The 19,067-nt window shown below is 71.7% G+C and carries 14 protein-coding genes; 7 read left to right on the forward strand and 7 right to left on the reverse strand.

Annotated features, from left to right (window positions below; translation table 11 throughout):
- Positions 1-154 precede the first annotated feature (154 nt).
- Positions 155-1,855: a malate dehydrogenase (quinone) gene (mqo, locus tag G4G93_RS22355; RefSeq protein WP_165087274.1), complete on the forward strand. Its 1,701-nt coding sequence runs from the start codon at positions 155-157 to the stop codon at positions 1,853-1,855.
- 117 nt (positions 1,856-1,972) lie between these two features.
- Here the strand turns inward: mqo and G4G93_RS22360 are convergent, their stop codons facing one another.
- The 6 genes from G4G93_RS22360 to G4G93_RS22385 all read right to left on the reverse strand — a co-directional run bounded on the left by G4G93_RS22360 (position 1,973) and on the right by G4G93_RS22385 (position 8,886).
- Entirely contained in the window at positions 1,973-4,306 is a 2,334-nt protein-coding gene (locus G4G93_RS22360) for an FdhF/YdeP family oxidoreductase (RefSeq protein WP_165087275.1), read from the reverse strand.
- A gap of 77 nt (positions 4,307-4,383) precedes the next feature.
- A complete protein-coding gene (locus G4G93_RS22365; RefSeq protein WP_165087277.1) occupies positions 4,384-4,851 on the reverse strand; it encodes a YaiI/YqxD family protein in 468 nt (155 codons plus the stop codon).
- Between the two features lie 5 nt (positions 4,852-4,856).
- The gene (locus G4G93_RS22370; RefSeq protein ID WP_165087278.1) at positions 4,857-5,048 is read right to left on the reverse strand and encodes a lytic transglycosylase domain-containing protein; all 192 of its coding nucleotides are present in this window, start codon (positions 5,046-5,048) and stop codon (positions 4,857-4,859) included.
- Between the two features lie 281 nt (positions 5,049-5,329).
- The gene (locus tag G4G93_RS22375) at positions 5,330-6,478 is read right to left on the reverse strand and encodes a glycosyltransferase family 4 protein (RefSeq protein ID WP_165087280.1); all 1,149 of its coding nucleotides are present in this window, start codon (positions 6,476-6,478) and stop codon (positions 5,330-5,332) included.
- 16 nt (positions 6,479-6,494) lie between these two features.
- Positions 6,495-7,517 (reverse strand): glycoside hydrolase family 5 protein, encoded by a 1,023-nt coding sequence (locus G4G93_RS22380; RefSeq protein WP_206289953.1) that lies wholly within the window; start codon positions 7,515-7,517, stop codon positions 6,495-6,497.
- Between the two features lies 1 nt (position 7,518).
- Complete coding sequence (locus tag G4G93_RS22385) at positions 7,519-8,886, reverse strand: lipopolysaccharide biosynthesis protein (protein ID WP_165087282.1); 1,368 nt, start codon at positions 8,884-8,886, stop codon at positions 7,519-7,521.
- A gap of 371 nt (positions 8,887-9,257) precedes the next feature.
- On the opposite strand from G4G93_RS22385, the gene G4G93_RS22390 reads away from it, so the two are divergent.
- The 4 genes from G4G93_RS22390 to G4G93_RS22405 all read left to right on the forward strand — a co-directional run bounded on the left by G4G93_RS22390 (position 9,258) and on the right by G4G93_RS22405 (position 14,162).
- Positions 9,258-10,067: a WecB/TagA/CpsF family glycosyltransferase gene (locus tag G4G93_RS22390; protein WP_165087283.1), complete on the forward strand. Its 810-nt coding sequence runs from the start codon at positions 9,258-9,260 to the stop codon at positions 10,065-10,067.
- Positions 10,068-10,202: 135 nt separating this feature from the next.
- Positions 10,203-12,053: an alpha/beta fold hydrolase gene (locus G4G93_RS22395; RefSeq protein WP_165087285.1), complete on the forward strand. Its 1,851-nt coding sequence runs from the start codon at positions 10,203-10,205 to the stop codon at positions 12,051-12,053.
- 10 nt (positions 12,054-12,063) lie between these two features.
- The gene (locus G4G93_RS22400; protein ID WP_165087287.1) at positions 12,064-12,996 is read left to right on the forward strand and encodes a glycosyltransferase family 2 protein; all 933 of its coding nucleotides are present in this window, start codon (positions 12,064-12,066) and stop codon (positions 12,994-12,996) included.
- 122 nt (positions 12,997-13,118) lie between these two features.
- Positions 13,119-14,162 (forward strand): zinc-dependent alcohol dehydrogenase family protein, encoded by a 1,044-nt coding sequence (locus G4G93_RS22405; protein WP_165087289.1) that lies wholly within the window; start codon positions 13,119-13,121, stop codon positions 14,160-14,162.
- 7 nt (positions 14,163-14,169) lie between these two features.
- On the opposite strand, the gene G4G93_RS22410 is transcribed toward G4G93_RS22405, so the two are convergent.
- Positions 14,170-16,110, reverse strand: coding sequence for an SDR family NAD(P)-dependent oxidoreductase (locus tag G4G93_RS22410; RefSeq protein ID WP_165087303.1), 1,941 nt, complete (start codon positions 16,108-16,110; stop codon positions 14,170-14,172).
- A 268-nt stretch (positions 16,111-16,378) separates the two neighbouring features.
- On the opposite strand from G4G93_RS22410, the gene G4G93_RS22415 reads away from it, so the two are divergent.
- Together G4G93_RS22415 and G4G93_RS22420 are read left to right on the forward strand one after the other, a co-directional pair.
- Positions 16,379-17,404, forward strand: a complete 1,026-nt coding sequence (locus G4G93_RS22415) for a UDP-glucuronic acid decarboxylase family protein (RefSeq protein ID WP_165087305.1) — start codon at positions 16,379-16,381, stop codon at positions 17,402-17,404.
- Between the two features lie 336 nt (positions 17,405-17,740).
- A complete protein-coding gene (locus tag G4G93_RS22420) occupies positions 17,741-18,853 on the forward strand; it encodes an FAD-binding domain-containing protein (RefSeq protein ID WP_165087306.1) in 1,113 nt (370 codons plus the stop codon).
- The last annotated feature ends 214 nt before the right edge of the window (positions 18,854-19,067 follow it).

The raw sequence follows: 19,067 nt of genomic DNA on the forward strand, positions 1-19,067 counted from the left end.
CTCGACCGATCCCGGTCGGGGTGCCGCGACCATCCCCGAGGAAACCCACCCGAACGGCTTCGCGACGAGCGGTGACGCTTGCCCGCGATCGGACGCCTGTCACGACCGGGGGCGCCCATGCGCCGGCCGGTCCGCACGAGAACGGGATTGGGCCATGCGCGCCGACGACACGACCACCTGCCCGACCGGCGTGAGCCGGCGCCAGATCCTCGGCGGCGCCGCGGCCGGGCTCGCGGCCTCGGCGCTGCCCGGGTCCCTCGCCCTCGCGCAAGCGGCCGAAAAGGTCGACGTGCTGCTGATCGGCGGCGGCATCATGAGCGCGACCCTCGGCGTGTGGCTGAACCAGCTGGAGCCGGACTGGTCGATCCGCATGGTCGAGCGCCTCGACCAGGTGGCGCTGGAGAGCTCGAACGGCTGGAACAATGCCGGCACCGGCCACTCGGCGCTCGCCGAGCTGAACTATACCCCCGAGAAGAAGGGCAAGGTCGAGATCGCCAAGGCGATCGAGATCAACGAGGCGTTCCAGGTCACGCGCCAGTTCCTGGCCTCGCAGGTGAAGAACGGCGTCCTGAAGGACCCGACGACCTTCATCAACTACACGCCCCACATGAGCTTCGTCTGGGGTGACGACAACATCGCCTATCTGCGCAAGCGCTACGAGGCGCTGAAGGCGAGCCCGCTCTTTGCCGGGATGGAGTTCTCGACCGATCCCGAGCAGCTGAAAAAGTGGGTGCCCCTGATGATGGAGGGGCGCGATCCGAACCAGCGGGTCGCCGCCACCTGGTCGCCGCTCGGCACCGACGTCGAATGGGGCGAGGTCACCCGCCAGTACGTCGCCCATCTCCGGAAGCAGAAGAGCTTCCGTCTCGACCTCTCGACCGAGGTCCAGGGCATCGTGAAGAACCCGGACGGCTCCTGGCGGGTTACCGCGCGCAACCTCAAGGACGGGTCGCGCCAGGCGGTCGACGCCAAGTTCGTGTTCATCGGCGCCGGCGGCGGCGCCCTGCACCTGCTCCAGGCCTCCGGCATCCCGGAGGGCCAGGACTATGCCGGCTTCCCCGTCGGCGGCTCGTTCCTGGTCAACGAGAACCCGGACGTCGCGACGCTCCACCTCGCCAAGGCCTACGGCAAGGCCTCGGTCGGCTCGCCGCCGATGTCGGTGCCGCATCTCGACACCCGGGTGCTCGGGGGCAAGCGCGTCATCCTGTTCGGGCCCTTCGCGACCTTCTCGACCAAGTTCCTGAAGGAGGGCTCGTACTTCGATCTCCTCACCTCGACCACGACCAGCAACGTCTGGCCGATGATGAAGGTCGGCCTCGACGAGTACCCGCTGGTGGAATACCTCGCCGGCCAGCTGATGCTCTCCGACGACGACCGCCTGGCGGCGTTGCGCGAATACTTCCCCAACGCCAAGAAGGGCGAGTGGCGCCTGTGGCAGGCGGGCCAGCGCGTGCAGATCATCAAGCGCGACGCGGACAAGGGCGGCGTGCTGAAGCTCGGCACCGAGATCGTCAATGCGCAGGACGGCAGCATCGCGGCCCTGCTCGGCGCCTCCCCCGGCGCCTCGACGGCGGCGCCGATCATGCTGCAGGTGCTCGAGAAGGTCTTCGCCCGGAACGTCGCCACCCCCGAGTGGCAGGCGAAGATCCGCGGGATCGTCCCGAGCTACGGCGCGCGGCTGAACGACGACCCGGAGAAGGTGGCGCAGGCCTGGGCCTTTACCAGCGAGCAACTGCAGCTCCCGACCCCGCCGGCGATCGATCGCGGCCCGCTCAAGCCGACCCCGGTGAGCAGCACCGTGCTCGACAGCGCCGACACCCCGGTCAAGGCCCCGGTGCACGACCTGGCGCCCTGACGGGTTGGCCCACGCGGGCCTTCGGGCCGCGGCTGTTCTCGGTGGATGCGCCTGCGCGTATCGCCTGTTTCCGGATCGGTGGTTGCCGTCATCGAGGACGGCAACCGCCATCCCGCCTCAGATCGGATGCGCCGAATGCCCGGTCGGCTCGCGCCGGTCGGTCTTCGGGCCGCCGGCCTCCGGCCGGATCCGCACCGGCACCGATTTCGCCGCCGGCGTCTTCGAATGCACGTCGTGGTGCGAGAGCGCCATCAGCGGGTTCATCTCGGGGTAATAGGCGCCCAGGCAGCCGTCCGGCAGCGAGAACGGCGTCACCGTGAGGCCGGTCACCACCCGCTCGATCCCGTCCCCGGCATCGCCGACGAGGGAGACGACCTGGCCCTCGGCGAGGCCGGCCCGGCGGATCTCGTCGGGGTTCATCAGGAGCACGTCGCGGGTGCCCTCGATCCCGCGCAGGCGGTCGCTGTAGCCGTAGATCGTGGTGTTGAACTGGTCGTTCGACCGCATGGTGATCAGCCGGTAGCGACCGGGCTCGTCCTGGAATCCCGTCGCCGACAGCATCGCGGGCGCGGTGAACTCGGCCTTTCCGCTCTCGGTCTTCCAGATCCGCTCGCGGGCCGAGTTGCCGCGGTAGAACCCGCCCGGGATCCAGAGACGGTCGTTGAAGTCGTGGAACTCTTCCCGGTAGGTCTTGGCGATCTCGTCGCGGATCAGGCCGTAATCGCCGACCCACTCGTCCCACCGGACCTTCGGGTTCGGCGCCAGCGTCGCCTTGGCCAGGCCGGCCACGATCGCGACCTCGGACTTCAGGAAGTCGCTCGCCGGGGTGCGCCGGCCGAGCGAGCCGTAGATGCAGCTGAACGTGTCCTCGATGCTCACCGCCTGCGGTCCCGACGCCTGGCGGTCCTCCTCGGTGCGGCCGAGGCAGGGCAGCAGGTAGGCGATCTCCCCGTTGACGAGGTGCGAGCGGTTGAGCTTGGTCGCGACCTGGACGGTCAGGCGCATCCGCGTCCAGGCCTTCTCCATCCGGTCCTGGTCGGGGATCGCCCGCACGAAGTTGCCGCCCAGCCCGATGAAGCTGCGCACGTCGCCCGACAGGATGCCCTCGCAGGCCTCGACGGTGTTGACGCCCTTGTCCCGCGGCGGCTCGAAGCCGAACTGCTCGGCGATCCGGTCGAGGGGCACCAGCTCCGGCTTCTCCGAGATGCCGACGGTGCGCTGGCCCTGGACGTTGGAATGGCCCCGCACCGGCGACACGCCGGTGCCGTCGCGGCCGATATTGCCCCTGAGGAGCAACAGGTTGACGACCATCGCGACGTTCTCGAAGCCGTTGACGTGCTGCGTCAGCCCCATGCCGTAGAAGGCGCAGGTACGCTCGGCCTCGACATAGACCTGCCCCGCCGCCTCGATGTCGGCGCGGCCGATGCCGGATTCGCGCTCGATCTCCTCCCAGGACGTCGCCCGGACCTTCGCCTCGAATTCCTCCAACCCGGTCGTGTGCTGGGCGATGAAGTCGACGTCGAGGACGCGCGTGCCCTTCGCCTTGGCGGCGTCGTCGGCGTTGAAGACGTGCTTGCACAGGCCGAGAATCACCGCGATGTCGCCGCCGGGCCGGACCTGATGGTACTGCGCGCTGATCGGCGTCGCCTTGCGGGTCAGCATCTCGACCGGGCTCTGCGGGTTGGTGAAGCTCTCGAGCCCCCGCTCACGCACCGGGTTGAAGGTGATGATCTTCACGCCCCGCTTCGAGGCCTCCTGCAGCGGGTGCAGGAACCGCGGCGAGTTGGTGCCGGTGTTCTGGCCGAAGAAGAACATCGCGTCGCATTTCGACAGATCGTCGAACACGACCGTGCCGACGCTGGCGCCGATCACCTGCTTCAGCGCCACGGACGTCGTCTCGTGGCACATGTTGGAGGAGTCGGGCAGATTGTTGTTGCCGTAGAGCCGGGCGAACAGCGCGTAGAGATACGAGGTCTCGAGGCTGGCGCGACCGGACGAGTAGAACACCACCGATTTCGGATCGAGGCGGCGCAGCTCGGCGCCGATCTCGCGGAACGCCTCGTCCCAGCCGCAAGCGAGGTAGCGGTCGCTGGCGCGGTCGTAGCGCATCGGGTGGGTGAGGCGGCCCAGCTGCTCGAGATCGTAGTCGCTCCAGCCGCGCAGCTCGGTCAGCGTGTGCTTGGCCAGAATCTCGGGCGTGCAGCGCCGGGTGGTCAGCTCCCACAGGGTCGCCTTGGCGCCGTTCTCGCAGAACTCGAAGGGATGGTAGTTCGCCGGCTTCGCCCAGGAGCACGAGGTGCACATGAAGCCTTTCGGCTTGTTCTGGCGAAACAGGGTCTCGGTGGCGAGCGGCGTCGCCCATTCCTTGCCGAACACCTCGGCGATGCCGCGCACCGAACCCCAGCCGCCGGCCGGGCTGTCGTAATGGACCGTGTTCTCCTCGCCCGACATGCTGGTTCTCCCGGCGGCGAAGGAACGGCCGCCGACAGGGAACCCGCCGGGATTGGGTAAGTTCGCCGGGTTCCGCGTCAGCCGCCCTGGGCGTTGCGCCGCAGCCGCACCAGGGCCCGGTCGAGGGCACCCAGGAAGGCGGATCGGTCCTTCGCCGAGAACGGCTTCGGGCCGCCGGTGACCGCGCCGGCCTCGCGCAGGGACTGCATCAGGTCGCGGGTGGCGAGCGCCATGCCGACGGAGGACTCGGTGAAGGCCTTGCCGGTGGGGCCGAGCACGCTGGCGCCGGCCTTCACGCAGCGGCTCGCCAGCGGCACGTCGGCGGTGACGACCACCGCCTGCGGGCCGGCCCGCTCGGCGATCCAGTCGTCGGCGGCGTCGAACTTGTCCGAGACGATCACCCGCTCGATCCACGGCTCGCGCGGCACGGTCAGGAAGGCGTTGGCCACCACCACGACGTGAGCGCCGTGACGCCCGGCGACGCGGTAGATCTCGTCCTTCACCGGGCAGGCATCGGCATCGACGTAGACGGTGATCCCCGGCATGGCCGTCAGGTGCCGGGGTTGAGGAAGAGGCTGTCGAATTCCGGCGGCGCGTAGTTCCGGCCGGTGATGTCGGTGATGACGACGTGATCGTGGCCGTCGGCCTCGAGTTCCTGCGCCTTCTCCAGGGCCTCCTCGGGCGAGGTGCGCTGGTGCGAGAGCGGGCCGTTGGCGGTGTGGGCGGTCACGACGAGGTGCATTGTCATCCTTGGTTGAGGGCTCGCGGGCTTATCGCACGAGACGATGCGAAGAGGCGAGCACCCAGGGCGAGGCCCACCCGGGCAGGGGAGGGCGGCGGCCCGGCCAAGGTCGCGGATGAGGGTTAACGGTGTGTTGACGGGGCAGGAGGGGCGCGCGGCTTGAACCCTCCCCCGTCCCAAGTCGGGCCTGCCCGACTTGGGCACGTCGATCCGGGCCTCGAGCAAGCCCGAGGTCCGTGGGGGGAGGGTTCATCCCGTGCTCTATGCGCGCATCGGCCACCTCACGCCGCCGTCGCCGCTACCCCGCGACCGGCTTCCGCCAGCGCCGCCTGGTAGACCGCGACGTAGCGGGCCGCGACGCCCGACCAGCGGTAATCCGACAGGTCCTCGCCGCCCCGCGCGGTCTCGCCCCGCGCCAGGCGGTCGTAGGCGCCCCGGATTGCCCCGGCGGCGGTCTCAGGTTCCGCGAAATCCGCCAGCGTGATCAAGGGGTGGCGTTCCTTAAGCCAAGCGAAGGCGTCGTTGGGATGGGCCACCGGGACGAGCCCGGCGCTCAGGGCCTCGATCAGCGCGATGCCGAAGCCCTCGTATTCCGAGGCCGACACGAACAGGCTCGATTGGCCGATCAGCTCGCGGATCGCCGGAGCATCGAGCCCGGTATGCAGGGTGACCGCGCCGGTGAGGCCCATCCGGTCGATCTCGTCAGTCAGCGCCCCGGCGGTGACGTCGGAGGGCATCCCGACGATCCGCAGGCGCCAGTCCGGGCCCTCGGCGTTGAGCACCCGCAGGGTCGCGAGCAGGCGGTCGAGGCGCTTGTTGCGGGCGAAGCGGCCGATCGTCAGGAGCGCGGGCCGCGGCTCCGGCGCGGCGGCGCCGGCGAACTTGTCGAGGTCGACGCCGTTCTGGATGACCTCGACGCCCCCCGGGGCGATGCCGGCGAACAGCCGCGCGTCGCTGTCGCTGCAGGCGACGATCGCCTCGTAGCCGCGCACGCTCATCCGGGTCGGGCCCTCGAACCACAGCTTCTTCAGCCGCGAATGCGCGCTCGTATGGAAGAAGCCGCCATGGGTCGTCGCCACCATCGGCCGGCGATGGATCGGACGGGCCAGCGCGAAGGCGTCGAAGAAGAAGTCGATGGCGTGGACGTGGACGAGGTCGGCGTCGCCGAGATGCCGGAACACCGACGGGGCGACGGGGTAGCGGGGCGAGCCGAAGAACGGGATCCGTTCGATGTCGATCCCCTCCAGAATCTCCCGCGCCGGCAGCCGCGCCTCGGGCGCCGAGAACAGCCGGTCGAGGGTCAGCACCCGGACCTTGTGGCCGAGGCGGGCCTGCTCGCGGGCGAGGTTGGCGACGAAATCCTCGAGCCCGCCGCGGTTGGGCAGGAACTGGCGGACCACGTGCAGGATCGACAGGGGCGCGGCCGGCATCGTCGTCACTCGGGCTCTAGCGTTCGCAGGACGGTTCGGCCCGGGCGGCGGCCTGCAAGGCAGCCACGACCGGGGCGTTGGCCCCGCCGGGATCGAGCTTGAGGGGGTAATCCGGCGCCCACAGCTCGCCGGCGGCCCAGGCGGTCCAGCCGACCCATTGCTGGGGATTGCGGTTGAGGTGGTCGAGCACCGCCCGCAACCGCTCCGGGCAGCCCTTGCGGCTCGAGGCGCCGACCTCGCCGAGAAAGGCGCGGCGCCCGTTCCGGGCGAGCCAGTCGGTCATCCGCTCCACCGCCTGCAGGGCGTCGGCGCCGCGGCTGCACTCGGCATGGGTGCCGGAGAAGTCGGCATCGAGGTACTGGTGCACCTCGTAGGCGACGTTCTTGCCCGGATCGACCACCCCGAGCATGACCGCAGCGTTGTTGCCCGTCGGCAGGTCGGCGGTCCAGCTATGCGCCCCGGTCCAGCCGGAGCCCGGCACCAGCGCCAGCTGCCTGGCGCCCGTCTCGCGGATCGCCGCGAGGGCGGCATTGGCCGAGACCAGCCAGCGCGCCGCCGGGATGTCGTGCGGCTCGTTCATCAGCCCGAACACCACCGAGGCGTCGCCGCGGAAATGCCGCGCCAGGCGCTGCCAGACATCCGCGAAGGCCTCCGGCGTCACCATCTCGGAATCGACCCGCGCCTTGCCGTGATAGGCGTAGTTGTGCAGGTCGATCACCGTGCGCATCCCGGCTTGGCTCGCGGCCGAGACCGCGGCGTCGAGGCGGGCGAGCTCGTCCGGGTCGAGGGGCTGTCGCAGGGCCGGCTGCAGCCGCTCCCAGCGGATCGGCAGCCGCATCGCCGTGAGGCCGAGGGCCGCGAACCGGCGGATCGTGTCGGCGGAGGGATAGAGGTAGTCGAAGCCGTAGCGCCCCGGCACGGTGCCGAACTCGGCCCCGCTGATGTTGACCCCGCGCAGGCACAGGGATGCCGCGGCGGACGGGAGAGCGAGGATCGGGCCGGCACAGGCCAGGACGGCGAGGGTGAGGAGGCGGCGCATCTTACTCGGCCGCCTGCGGGGCGATCTGGGCAGGGGCGATCTGGGCGGCGGGCGTCCAGGCCCGGCGGGTGAAGAAGGCGGTGGCCCGGCTGTCGACGTTCCAGTGCCGGCGCACCCAGCGGGCGAGCACCAGGTTGATGACGACCGTCCAGCCCACATTCGCCACCGCGACGCCGAGGATGCCGAACGGCACCGCCACGAGGCAGAGCAGCACCGCGTAGACGGAGAACAGCACAGCGTTGCTGACCAGGATGTAGCGCTCGCCGCCGCCGATCGTCAGCAGCGTGGCGCCGGGCCCGAAGAACGCGATGACGACCGAGGACAGGCTGAGCACCATCAGCACGTCGGTATGGGCGGCGAAATCCGGCTTGAACAGCGCGAGGGCGAAGGGCGCCCCGACCGCCATCACCACGGCGCCCGCCGCGGAGATCGCGAAGCTCGCCAGCGACAGCCGGCCGACCAGCCGCTGGGCGCCCTCGCGGTCGCGGGCCTGGAAGTGGCTGGCGATCATCGGCATGCTGACCGTGTCGATCGCCGCGCTCGGCAGGTTGACCAGCGTCGCGTAGCGAAGCGCCACGAAGTAGAACGCCGCCTGCTCCATGCCGAGCAACGCCCCGACGATCACGGTCTCGAGGAAGGCCGTCACCGCCACCATCACGTTGTTGGCGGTGAAGAGCAGGCTCTCGCCGCCCCAGGCCGGCCCCTTCCCCGGGTGGCGGAAGCCGCCGTACCAGGAATCCCAGCCGTGATGCGCGGCGAGGTGCCAGGCCTGGTACAGCGTCATCGCGAGCAGGAGGCCGAGCACGATCTCCATCGCCGCGGTGGCGCCGGTCAGCAGGCCGGCGAGCGAGGCGCCCCAGAGCACCACCGAGCAGGCGCCGCGCCAGACCACCTCGCGCGGCAGCAGCGCCAGCCAGATCCGGCCGTGGATGCGGAAGTAGCTCTGCAGGTACTCGGCGACCGCGAACACCGCCGCGAAGGCGCAGGCGAGGTGGAGCCGGTGATAGGGATCCGGCAGCGCGTCCTCGGCGACGAACACCACCGCGCACAGGCCCAGCATCAGCGCGACGGCACCGGCGAGCCAGCCGAGATTGTAGCGCACCAGCGCGTCGTTGTGCGGCGTCACGCCGTCCTGCGCGCGGTAATGCTTGAGCACGAGGTTCTGCTGGCCGAGCGCCGCGATCAGCCCGAGTCCGCTGCCCAGCGTGAACAGGAAGACGTAGACGCCGTACTCGTAGGTGGTGAGGAGCCGGCTCGCCACGAGCAGCATCACGAAGCCGAGCATCGCGCTGGCGATCCGTGCCACGAAGGCCGAAGCGAATTGCTGCGAGCGGCCCGACCGGCGCAGCCGCGCGACGAGTGTCAGCATCGTGTCGGTCGCCTCTCGGTGGAGCCCGCGCCGCGAGCGGCCGGGGGCGGCGCGCCGCGCCCGCCACGTCTCACGGGTAGCAGCGATCCCCTATCGGGACTTTAACGCGACCCCGTGCCTTGGCCCGATTGCCGCTCAATCATCACGAAGACTGGCCTAAGACGACAAGCTTAGCCTTTGGCATGATCAGGCCCGGCGGCTTGTCGGTATCTGTCAAAGGCGGCATTAACCTTGTGCGGAGTTAAGTCTGCATCTCTGCGTCGGGCGGGTGCATTGACTGGGCGAGGGGGCCATCCCGCCGGGACTTCTTTACCGGTGCCGACGATGGTCTTGCCTCGACACGGATCATCCAACCGATTGGGAAGCCTCCCATGCCTGACCGCGCCCTCGATACGGCGCCCGGAGCTGCGAGCGTCGACCGGCTCGACCTCGAGGGCGTCAGCGTCAGCGACATCACCCGCGACGAGCTGTTCGGGCGCCTGCGCGACGCCCTCGACCGGCGCACGCAGCTCTGCCTCGGCTTCTGCAACGCCAACATGCTGCTGAAGGCCCTGTGCACTCCCGCCTACGCGGCGGCGTTGCGCAGCTTCGTCCTCGTCAGCGACGGGCTCGGCATCGACCTGTGCTCGCTGCTGTTCCGCGGCCGCTCGTTCCGGCAGAACCTCAACGGCACCGACCTCGTCCCGGCCTTCCTCGCCGCCGAGACGGGGCCGCGCACGCTGTTCCTGCTCGGGGCGAAGCCCGGCATCGCCGAGGCGGCGGCGCGCAACCTGGCGCTGCTCTATCCGCAGCACCGGATCGTCGGCGTGCGGCACGGCTACTTCGCGCCGGGCGAGACCGACGCCGTCCTGGCCGAGATCAACGCCGCCTCGCCCGACATCCTCCTCGTCGCCCTCGGCAACCCGGCCCAGGAGGCGTTCATCGCCGAGAACGCGAGCCGAATCGACGCGCGGCTGCTGCTGGGGGTCGGCGCCCTCCTCGACTACACCGCCGGCGCGGCGGTTCGCGCGCCTGCGGCGTTCCGCCTCATGCGGCTCGAATGGGTATTCCGTCTCCTGCGCGAGCCGCGCCGCCTCGGGCGCCGCTATACCGTCGATATCGTGGTGTTCCTGGCGACGATCCTGCGCCTGCGGCTGGCGAGCCTGGGGCGGGGCCGCCCGGTCCGCGTCGCCCGCTCGTGAGCCTGCGGGAGGTCGGCCCAGGGCCGATCGAGCGGTTTTCCAGGTGACAATACAGGAAACAACAAGACATAAAACAATCGACCGGAGCAACGCGCTCGGGCGTTGCCCGGCGCCGGTGAAGGGGGAAGAGGTAAGATGCTGACCGACGGCGCGGGCAAACAATCCATCGCGGAGCCCATTACGGGGCCGATCGCGGCGGAGCCGGTCCCGGTCGCGCTCGGCGACGCGTTCGGCTGGTACAGCCCGGGCGTGCGCCGGCGCGGCGTGCTCCTGTGCGGCACTTTCGGGTTCGAGCAATGGTGCGCCTACCGCTCCTGGCGCGAGCTCGCCGGGATGATCTCCGCCGCCGGCTGCGCGACCTTGCGCTTCGATTATCCGGGCCAGGGCGATTCGCGCGACCCGGCGGCGGGGTCGGAGATCCCGGCGGCGCTCGACGCGATCCGGGCCGGCATCGCCTTCCTGCGCGAGCGGGCGGGGGCCGAGGAGATCGTCGTGGTCGGCCTGCGGCTCGGCGCCACCCTGGCGGCGCTGTCGGGCGAGGAGATCGACCGGCTGGTGATGCTGGCACCGTTCCCCAACGGCAAGGCCTATCGCCGCGAGATGGCGATGCAGTCGCGGCTCATCGACGTGATGCCCGACCGCACGCCGATGCCGCAGGAGCCCGACTCGCTGATGGTCGGCAGCTTCCTCCTCGAAGCCCAGGCCCTCGCCGACCTCGCCCGCCTCGACCTCGCGGCGGCGCAGCGTGCGCCGGCGCCGCGGATCCTGCTGCTCGGCCCGAAGGTCGACACGCTCGCCGCGCGCTACCGGGCGCTCGGGAGCGAGGTCGAGGCCGGCCCGTTCCCCGATCTGACCCAGCTCGTCTCCGACCCGCTCTTCTCCCGCACCCCCGACCAGACCTTCGCCCTGGTGCGCGACTTCGCGGCGGCAGATGCGCCCTTGCCCGCGTCCTTGCCCGCGTCCTTGCCCGTCGTCCCCGTGCCGGAGCCCTGCCGGTTCGCGGACGCGGCGTGGCAGGAGGAGGTGTCGCGCTTCGGCCCCGGCCTCGTCGGCATCCTGTGCCGGCCGCAGGGGACCTGGAGCGGCGACACCGTGCTGGTGGTCAATTCCGGCCGCAACCCGCGGGCCGGCCACGGCCGCCAGACGACGCAGCTCGCCCGGCGGCTCGCCGCCTCCGGCATCGCCTCGTTCCGCTTCGACCTGCGCGGCATCGGCGACAGCGCCGGGCGGCCGGACGGCTCGCTGCCGCTCTACGCGGCGGATTCGGTCGCCGACGTCACGGCGGCCACCGACCATCTCGCGGCCTCGGGCTTCACGCCCGGCGTCGTCCTGGGCGTTTGCAGCGGCGCCTACCAGGCGTTCCGGGCCCTCGCCGGCGATTCGCGGCTGCGCGCCGCGGTGCTGGTCAACCTGTACCGCTTCGCCCTCAAGCCCGGCACCGACGTCGAGACGATGGTGCGGGACACCTTCCGCCACAGCCAGAGCTACATGGCCCGCGCCCGCGAGGGCCGGATCTGGCGCCGGATCCTCACCGGGGATCTGAGCCTCGCCAAGGTTGCCCGCGCGCTCCTGCGCGACGGCGCGGCCCGTCTCGACCGCTGGACCACCCGGATGCCGTGGCGGACGCTGCAACGCACCAGCGTCGCCGGCCAGGTCGCCGCCATCCGCCGGCGCGGCGCCCGGATCTGCATGATCTACAGCGCCGACGACCTCGGCATCCCGACCGTCGCGGCGCATTTCGGCACCTCGGAGGCACGGGTCGCCCGCCGCCTCGGCTACCCGGTCGAGATCCTCGAGGGCACCGACCACAACCTCAGCCGCGCCGTCGACCAGGACCGCATCTTCACGATTATCCAGCGGGTGGTGCGGGAGGCGCGGCAGCAGGCGCGGGCCGCCGACCGGCCGAACGCCGCCCCCGAGCCGGCGGGCCCGCTCCCGGTGAAGTCCCCGGCCGACCTGTCCCTGCGACTGTCGCGCACCGGCTGAGGACCCGACGATGAGCCCCGAGCACTCCCCGTCCTCCGCCGCCGGGCCCGCCGCTCCCCCGCCGCGCGTCTCCCTGCTCGTCTGCACCAGGGGGCGCTCGGCGCAGCTCGAACGGCTGTTCGAGTCCCTCCTCGTCCAGACCTGCCCGGATTTCGAGGTGGTCCTCGTCGACCAGAACGAGCCCGGCACCCTCGAGCCGATCGTGGCGCGCTACCGCGACCGGCTCGCGATCGACCATGCCCGCTCGGCGCCGGGCCTGTCGCGGGCGCGCAATGTCGGCCTCGCCCGCTGCCGCGGCGACCTGATCGCCTTCCCGGACGACGATTGCTGGTACCCCCCGGACCTCGTCGCCGAGGTGGTGCGGCTGTTCGCCGGCCACCGGCAAGCCGATGCCGTGACCGGCCGCACCCTCGACGCCACGGGCCGCGAATCGCTGGGTGCCTTCCTGGCCTCGGATCAGGCGGTCGACCGGCGCAACGTGTGGTTCTCCGGCAATTCCAACGGCCTGTTCGTGCGCCGCGAGGCCGCCCGCGCCGTCGGCGGCTTCGACGAGACGCTCGGCGTCGGCGCGGCGACGCCGTTCCGCTCCGGCGAGGAGACCGACTTCCTGCTGCGCCTCCTCGGGCAGGGGAGGGGCGTGGTGTTCCGCCACGGCCTGGTCGTCCACCACGACCAGGTCGCCGAGACCGGCCGCCACACCCGCGCCGCCGCCTACGCCCGCGGCTTCGGCCGGGTCCTGCGGCTCCACCGCTACGGCCTCCTCTACCTCGCCTTCCGCCTCGCCCGCTTCACCGCCAGCGGCGGCCGCGCGCTCCTGCGCCGGGACACCGGCACCGCCCTCGACAAGGCCCTGTGGGCGATCGGGACGGTATCGGGCTACTGCGCCGCACGGCGAGCGGCGGACGGGACGGTCGCGGGCGAGCGGGAGGCCTTCGGCGGCTGAGGGCGCGCCGGCGCCTCGCATTCGAACCCCAGGGACGGCCGATCTTGAGATGGCGGATCTTGGGATCGCGGAGACCTCAGGCCCCTGCTATCGGTGCTCGGGCGAGAGAGGATGCGGCCGCCATGAGAGCGATGATCGTCGAGCTTTTCGACCGGATGCCGGAGATCCGCGACGTGCCGGATCCGACGCCGGCGCCCGACGGCGTGGTGATCGACGTCAAGGCGACGGGCCTCTGCCGCAGCGATTGGCACGGCTGGAAGGGGCACGATCCCGATATCCGCCTGCCCCACGTGCCGGGGCACGAATTCGCCGGGATCGTCTCGGCGACCGGATCGGCGGTGCGCCGGTTCCGGGTCGGCGACCGGGTCACGGTCCCGTTCATCGCGGCCTGCGGCCATTGCCGGGAATGCCATGCCGGCCACCAGCAGGTCTGCGAGGCGCAGTTCCAGCCCGGCTTCACCCATTGGGGATCCTTCGCCGAGTACGTCGCGATCGACCGGGCCGACCACAACCTCGTGCGCCTGCCCGACGACATGGGCTTTCCCACCGCCGCCAGCCTCGGCTGCCGCTTCGCGACGTCGTTCCGGGCGGTCGTCGACCAGGGGCGCGTCCGCGGCGGCGAGTGGGTCGCCGTCCACGGGGCCGGCGGGGTCGGCCTCTCGGCGATCATGATCGCCGCGAGCCTCGGCGCCCGGGTCGTCGCGATCGACATCGCCGAGGCCAAGCTCGCGCTCGCCCGGGCCATGGGCGCCGACGCGACGGTCGACAGCCGCAGCGTGCCGGACGTGGTCGAGGCGGTGCGCGAGATCACCGGGGGCGGGGCCCACGTGTCGATCGATGCGCTCGGCCACCCCGAGACCTGCTTCAACTCCATCGCCAACCTGCGGCGGCGCGGCCGTCACGTGCAGGTCGGCCTGATGCTGGCCGACCATGCGCGGGCGCAGATTCCCATGGCGCAGGTCATCGCGCACGAGCTCGAGATCTACGGCAGCCACGGCATGCAGTCCTGGCGCTACGACGCCATGCTGGGCATGATCCGGGCCGGCCGGCTCAAGCCGGAGCGGCTCCTGGGCGAGACGCTCTCGCTGGCGCAGGCCGTTCCGGCGCTCGTCGCGATGGGCGGCACCGCGCCCGACGGCATCGCGATCATCGATCCGCGGGCCTGAGCCGGCGCTACCCCGCCGGGGAGAGAAGGGCGGCCTCGCCCGCCGCGTTCGCCCGGTGCAGGAAGTCCGGGATCGCCTCCCCGAACACCCGGTCCGCCGCCGCCCGGTCGTCCGCCGCCACCGCGGCGGCCAGGCGGTCGAGCCAGGCGGTGAGCTGGGCGCGGTCGGCGAAGACGGGTTTGGCCGCCATCACGCCGTCGATGCCTTCCAGGTTCACCATCGGTTCGTCGCGGGCGAACAGGATCTCGTTCAGGCGCTCGCCCGGGCGGGCGCCGGTGACGACCACGTCGATGTCCTCGCCGGGCTCGAAGCCGGCGAGCCGGATCATCCGCTCGGCGAGGTCGCGGATACGCACCGGCTGGCCCATCTTGAGCACGTAGACCGCGGCGCGCTGGTCGCCGGCCCCCGGGTCGCGGGCCTCGCGGTCGGCATGGGAGGCGGCGGTCAGCACGAGGTCGGCAGCCTCGCGCACCGTCATGAAGTAGCGCACCATGTCCGGGTGGGTCAGCGTGACGGGGCCGCCGCGGGCGATCTGCGCCTTGAACACCGGCACCACCGAGCCGACCGAGCCGAGCACGTTGCCGAAGCGCACCGCGACGAGGCGGGTCTCGTCGGTGGTCCGCCCGGCATCGAGGGCCTGGGCGTACATCTCGGCGAAGCGCTTGGTGACGCCGAGCTGCGACACCGGCTCGATCGCCTTGTCGGTCGAGATCATCACCAGGGCCTTGGCCCCGGCCGCCAGCGTCGCGTCCGCGACGTTGACCGAGCCGAAGACGTTGGTCTTGATACCCTCGCTCCAGTCGCGCTCCAGGTAGGGCACCTGCTTCAGCGCGGCGGCGTGGAAGACGTAGTCGGGCCGGAAGTCCTTCAGCACCCGGAAGAGCCGGTCGCGGTCGCGGATGTCGGCGATGACGCCGCTCACCCCCGCGATGCCCGAGAGCCCGGGACGGCTGAGCACCCCGTGCAGGGCGGGCTCGGAACTCTCCAGCACCAGGACGGCGCTCGCCCCGAAGGCGACGGCGCGGGCGCAGATCTCCGAGCCGATCGAGCCGCCGCCGCCCGTGACGACCACCCGCTGCCCGGTCAGGAAGTGCTCCAGCCGCGGCCGGTCGATGGCGACGGTCGGGCGCAGCAGCAGGTCCTCGATCTCGATCGGGGCGAGTTCGGCCCCGCGGCCCGCATCGCCGAGGCTCGTCACCCGGGCGAGGGGCAGGCCGAGGCGGCGCGCCCGCGCGATCAGCGCCTCGGGCTCGGCCTCGGGGGCGAGCGCGCTCGGGGTCGCGACGAGGCGGCGGATCGGCACGCCGCGGGCGGAGAGCCCCGCCACCACCTCTTCCAGGTCGGAGACGGCGCCGAGCACCGGCACGCCGCGCATGGTCTGGCCCTGCTCCTCGGCCCGGGGCGAGAGGATGCCCTTCGGGTCGAGCTTGCGCACGGCGCCCGATTCGATGGCGCGCAGCACCACCTCGATGTCGTGGCCGCGCCCGATCAGCAGGGTCGGCGTGCTGGCGGCCCGGGCCGCGCTCTGGCGCGAGCGGCTGTACTTCAGGTAGCGGAACGCCAGCCGCGGCCCGCCGAGCAGGAAGACCTGCAGGACGAAGTACAGCCCGATGGCGATCTTGCCGAAGAAGTAGATGCCGAACAGCACCGGCGAGACCAGCACGTAGTCGAGCACCAGGAGCAGCAGCGTCAGGACCGCCACCGCCCGGACGATGTTGGCGAGATCCGGCAGCGAGGCGAAGCGCCACTTGGTCCGGTAGAGCCCGAAGGCACGGTAGACCAGCCCGGCGCAGGCCACGAAGGGCGGCAGCAGCACCGGCAGGTGGGCGAGCCGCTCGGCCAGCAGCGGGCCGTCGAAGCGGATCACGAAGGTGAGGAGCACGGCGAGGGCCGTCGCCACGAGGTCGTGGACGATGATCGTCGCGGTCTTGAGGATCTGTCTGCGCATCGGGAGCCGGGCGCGGTATCGGCCGGGGCTTCCGCGGTGTCAACGCGGGCGGCCGTCCGCCGTCGCGAGCCGGCGGGATTTGCCAAACGCCGCGGCTCCGCCATCTAGGGATACGGTCAGGGAGCATCGCGGGGTGCGCGGTGCCGAGAGGGAGGTCACCGCGCCGCATGCCCGGCCTCGCCTTCTACGGATCCAGCCTGCTCTCCGCCGCGCTGGGGGGCGTCCCGGGCGGGCCCGTCTCGTCCGGCCGGGCAAGAGGATCGGCCGTATGAGACACCGCGAGAGCACGCTCGTCCTGGTCGCCGGCGGCGCGGGGTTCCTGGGGTCTCACCTGTGCGATCGCTTGCTCGCCGAGGGGCACGAGGTCGTCTGCCTCGACCATTTCGGCACCGGGCGGCGGCGCAACCTGCGCCATCTCGAGCGCGAGCCGCGCTTCGACCTCGTCACCCACGACGTCGTCCAGCCCCTGCCGGCGCGGCTGCAGCGCCAGCGCTTCGCCCGGATCTACAACCTCGCCTGCCCGGCCTCGCCGCCGCATTACCAGGCCGATCCGGAGCACACGCTCCTCACCAGCGTGCTCGGCACCCGCCACCTGCTGCTGGCCGCCGAGGAGAGCGGGGCGCGCCTGCTCCAGGCCTCGACCTCCGAGATCTACGGCGATCCCGAGATGCACCCGCAAGCGGAGGGCTACTGGGGCCACGTGAACCCGACCGGCCCGCGCGCCTGCTACGACGAGGGCAAGCGGGCCGCCGAGACGCTCTGCGCCGATTACGCCCGGGCCGGCCGGGTCGCGGTGCGGGTGGCGCGGATCTTCAACACCTACGGGCCGCGGATGCGCGCCGATGACGGGCGGGTGGTCTCGAACGTGATCTGCCAGGCGCTCGCCGGCGACGACGTCACGGTCTACGGCGACGGCAGCCAGACCCGCTCCTTCTGCTACGTCGACGACCTGATCGACGGCCTCCACCGGCTGATGGAGCACGAGGCCGAGGCGCGCGAGGTCGGCGCGGTCAATCTCGGCAACCCGGTCGAGCTGACCGTGTCGGACCTGGTGCGCCGGGTGCTGAGCCTCACCGGCTCGCCCTCCGCGGTCGTCCATCACCCGCTCCCGGTCGACGACCCGCGCCGGCGCCGGCCCGACATCACCCGCGCCTCCGAGCTTCTCGGCTGGACCCCGCGGGTTCCGTTGGAGCAGGGCCTGCGCGCCACGGTGCCGTGGTTTTCCGACGAGGCCGAGGACAAGCCGCGTGCGACGACGCGGCCGGGGCTCGCCGCGCCGGCGGCGCTCGCCTGAGGAACGGTGGCGCCTTGGTGTGTCGTGAGCCGCCCCCTTTCCCGGACGAGGGCCGCGTCAGCGGAAGGAGATTCGGGATCGGGACGTAAGGAGTGCCGCGAAGCGGATCTGTATGGTGCAACGTTGCAGACATGAAGACGCTTCGCGACGTTTTGCGCTGGATCCCGGATCTCCTTCCGCTGACGTCACGGTCGTCCGGGAAAGGGTGGGGTTCACGAGGAGCCGTCAGCCCTGAAGACGCGACTGCGCCGCAGTCCTGTCTACGCCGGGCCGTCCTACATCACGGCCATGTCGATATCCCGCGAGCCGATCTCCCCCGAGCCGAACTCTCCCGTCATGACCCGCGCCGCCGGTCTCGACCGGCTCGCGGCGTTTCTCGCCGGCCCCGGCGCCGGTTACGCCGCCGCCCGCAACACCGATCGCGGCCGCGGGGCGGCGCCGACGACCTCCGCCCTCTCGCCCTACCTGCGCCGCCGGCTCCTGACCGAGGAGGAGGTGGCCGGTGCGGCGATCCGCGTCTTCGGGGAGCGCGGGGCGGAGAAGTTCGTGTCGGAGATCTTCTGGCGTATCTACTTCAAGGGACATCTCGAGACCCATCCCGAGGCGTGGTCGCGCTACCTTGCGGGACGTGACGCCGCCCGGGCCCGTCTCGCGGCCGAGCCCGGCCTGCGCCGGACCTGCGACCGGGCCGTCGCCGGGGCGACGGGGATCGACGGCTTCGACGCCTGGGCCGCGCAGCTCGTCGAGGAGGGCTGGCTCCACAACCACGCCCGGATGTGGTTCGCCTCGATCTGGATCTTCACCCTGAGGCTGCCCTGGGAACTCGGCGCGGACTTCTTCCTGCGTCACCTCCTCGACGGCGATCCGGCGAGCAACACCCTGTCCTGGCGCTGGGTCGCCGGCCTGCACACGCGGGGCAAGCATTACCTCGCGCGGCGCGACAACGTCCGGGAGTTCACGCGGGGACGCCACGATCCCGCCGGCCTCGACGAGCGCGCCGCCTCCCTGGAGGAGGAGGTGCCGCCCCGCGAGGTGCCGCTGGCGCCGGCCGATGCCGCGACCGACGGTCCGGTCGCCCTGCTCCTGCATCTCGACGACCTGCACCCGGAGAGCCTGCCCCTCGGCGCCGCCCGGGTGACGCGGGTCGGCGGCCTCGTCGCTTCCGTCGAGGGGGCGACCGAGCGGGTCCGCGCGGCGGATGACGCCGCGATGGCGGACGCGCTCGCCCGCGCGGGGGAGCATTTCGGCTGCCCGGTCGGGCCGGTGCGGGAGGGGTGGGCCGGCGACCTGCCGGTGATCACCGCCTGGGCGCCCCTCGGCCCCTCGGCGGAGGCGCTGCCGGCAGGCTGTTCCCGGATCCGGCGGGACTGGGACGAGCGGGCCTGGCCCCTGTCGAACCGGGGATACTCGCGGCTGCGCGGGGCGATTCCGAAGGTGATGGGGGCGTGAGGCGGTCTGACGCGATGCGTTGCGTCCGCTCGCGGAATTGAGGTCCTCCGGGTCATCCCGGGACTGCGAAGGCGGAGCCCGGGCTGACCCGGAGGGTGTCAATTCCGTCGCTCACCTTGAACGGGCCCCCGACATTCGCCGACCCCTGTCCCGTCGAACGAAAGTCGCTGGATCCCCTCTCCCCCACCGTGCAGCGATCCCGGGCTTGCCCGGG

The organism is Methylobacterium sp. DB0501, assembly GCF_011043735.1.
GTDB lineage: Bacteria > Pseudomonadota > Alphaproteobacteria > Rhizobiales > Beijerinckiaceae > Methylobacterium > Methylobacterium alsaeris.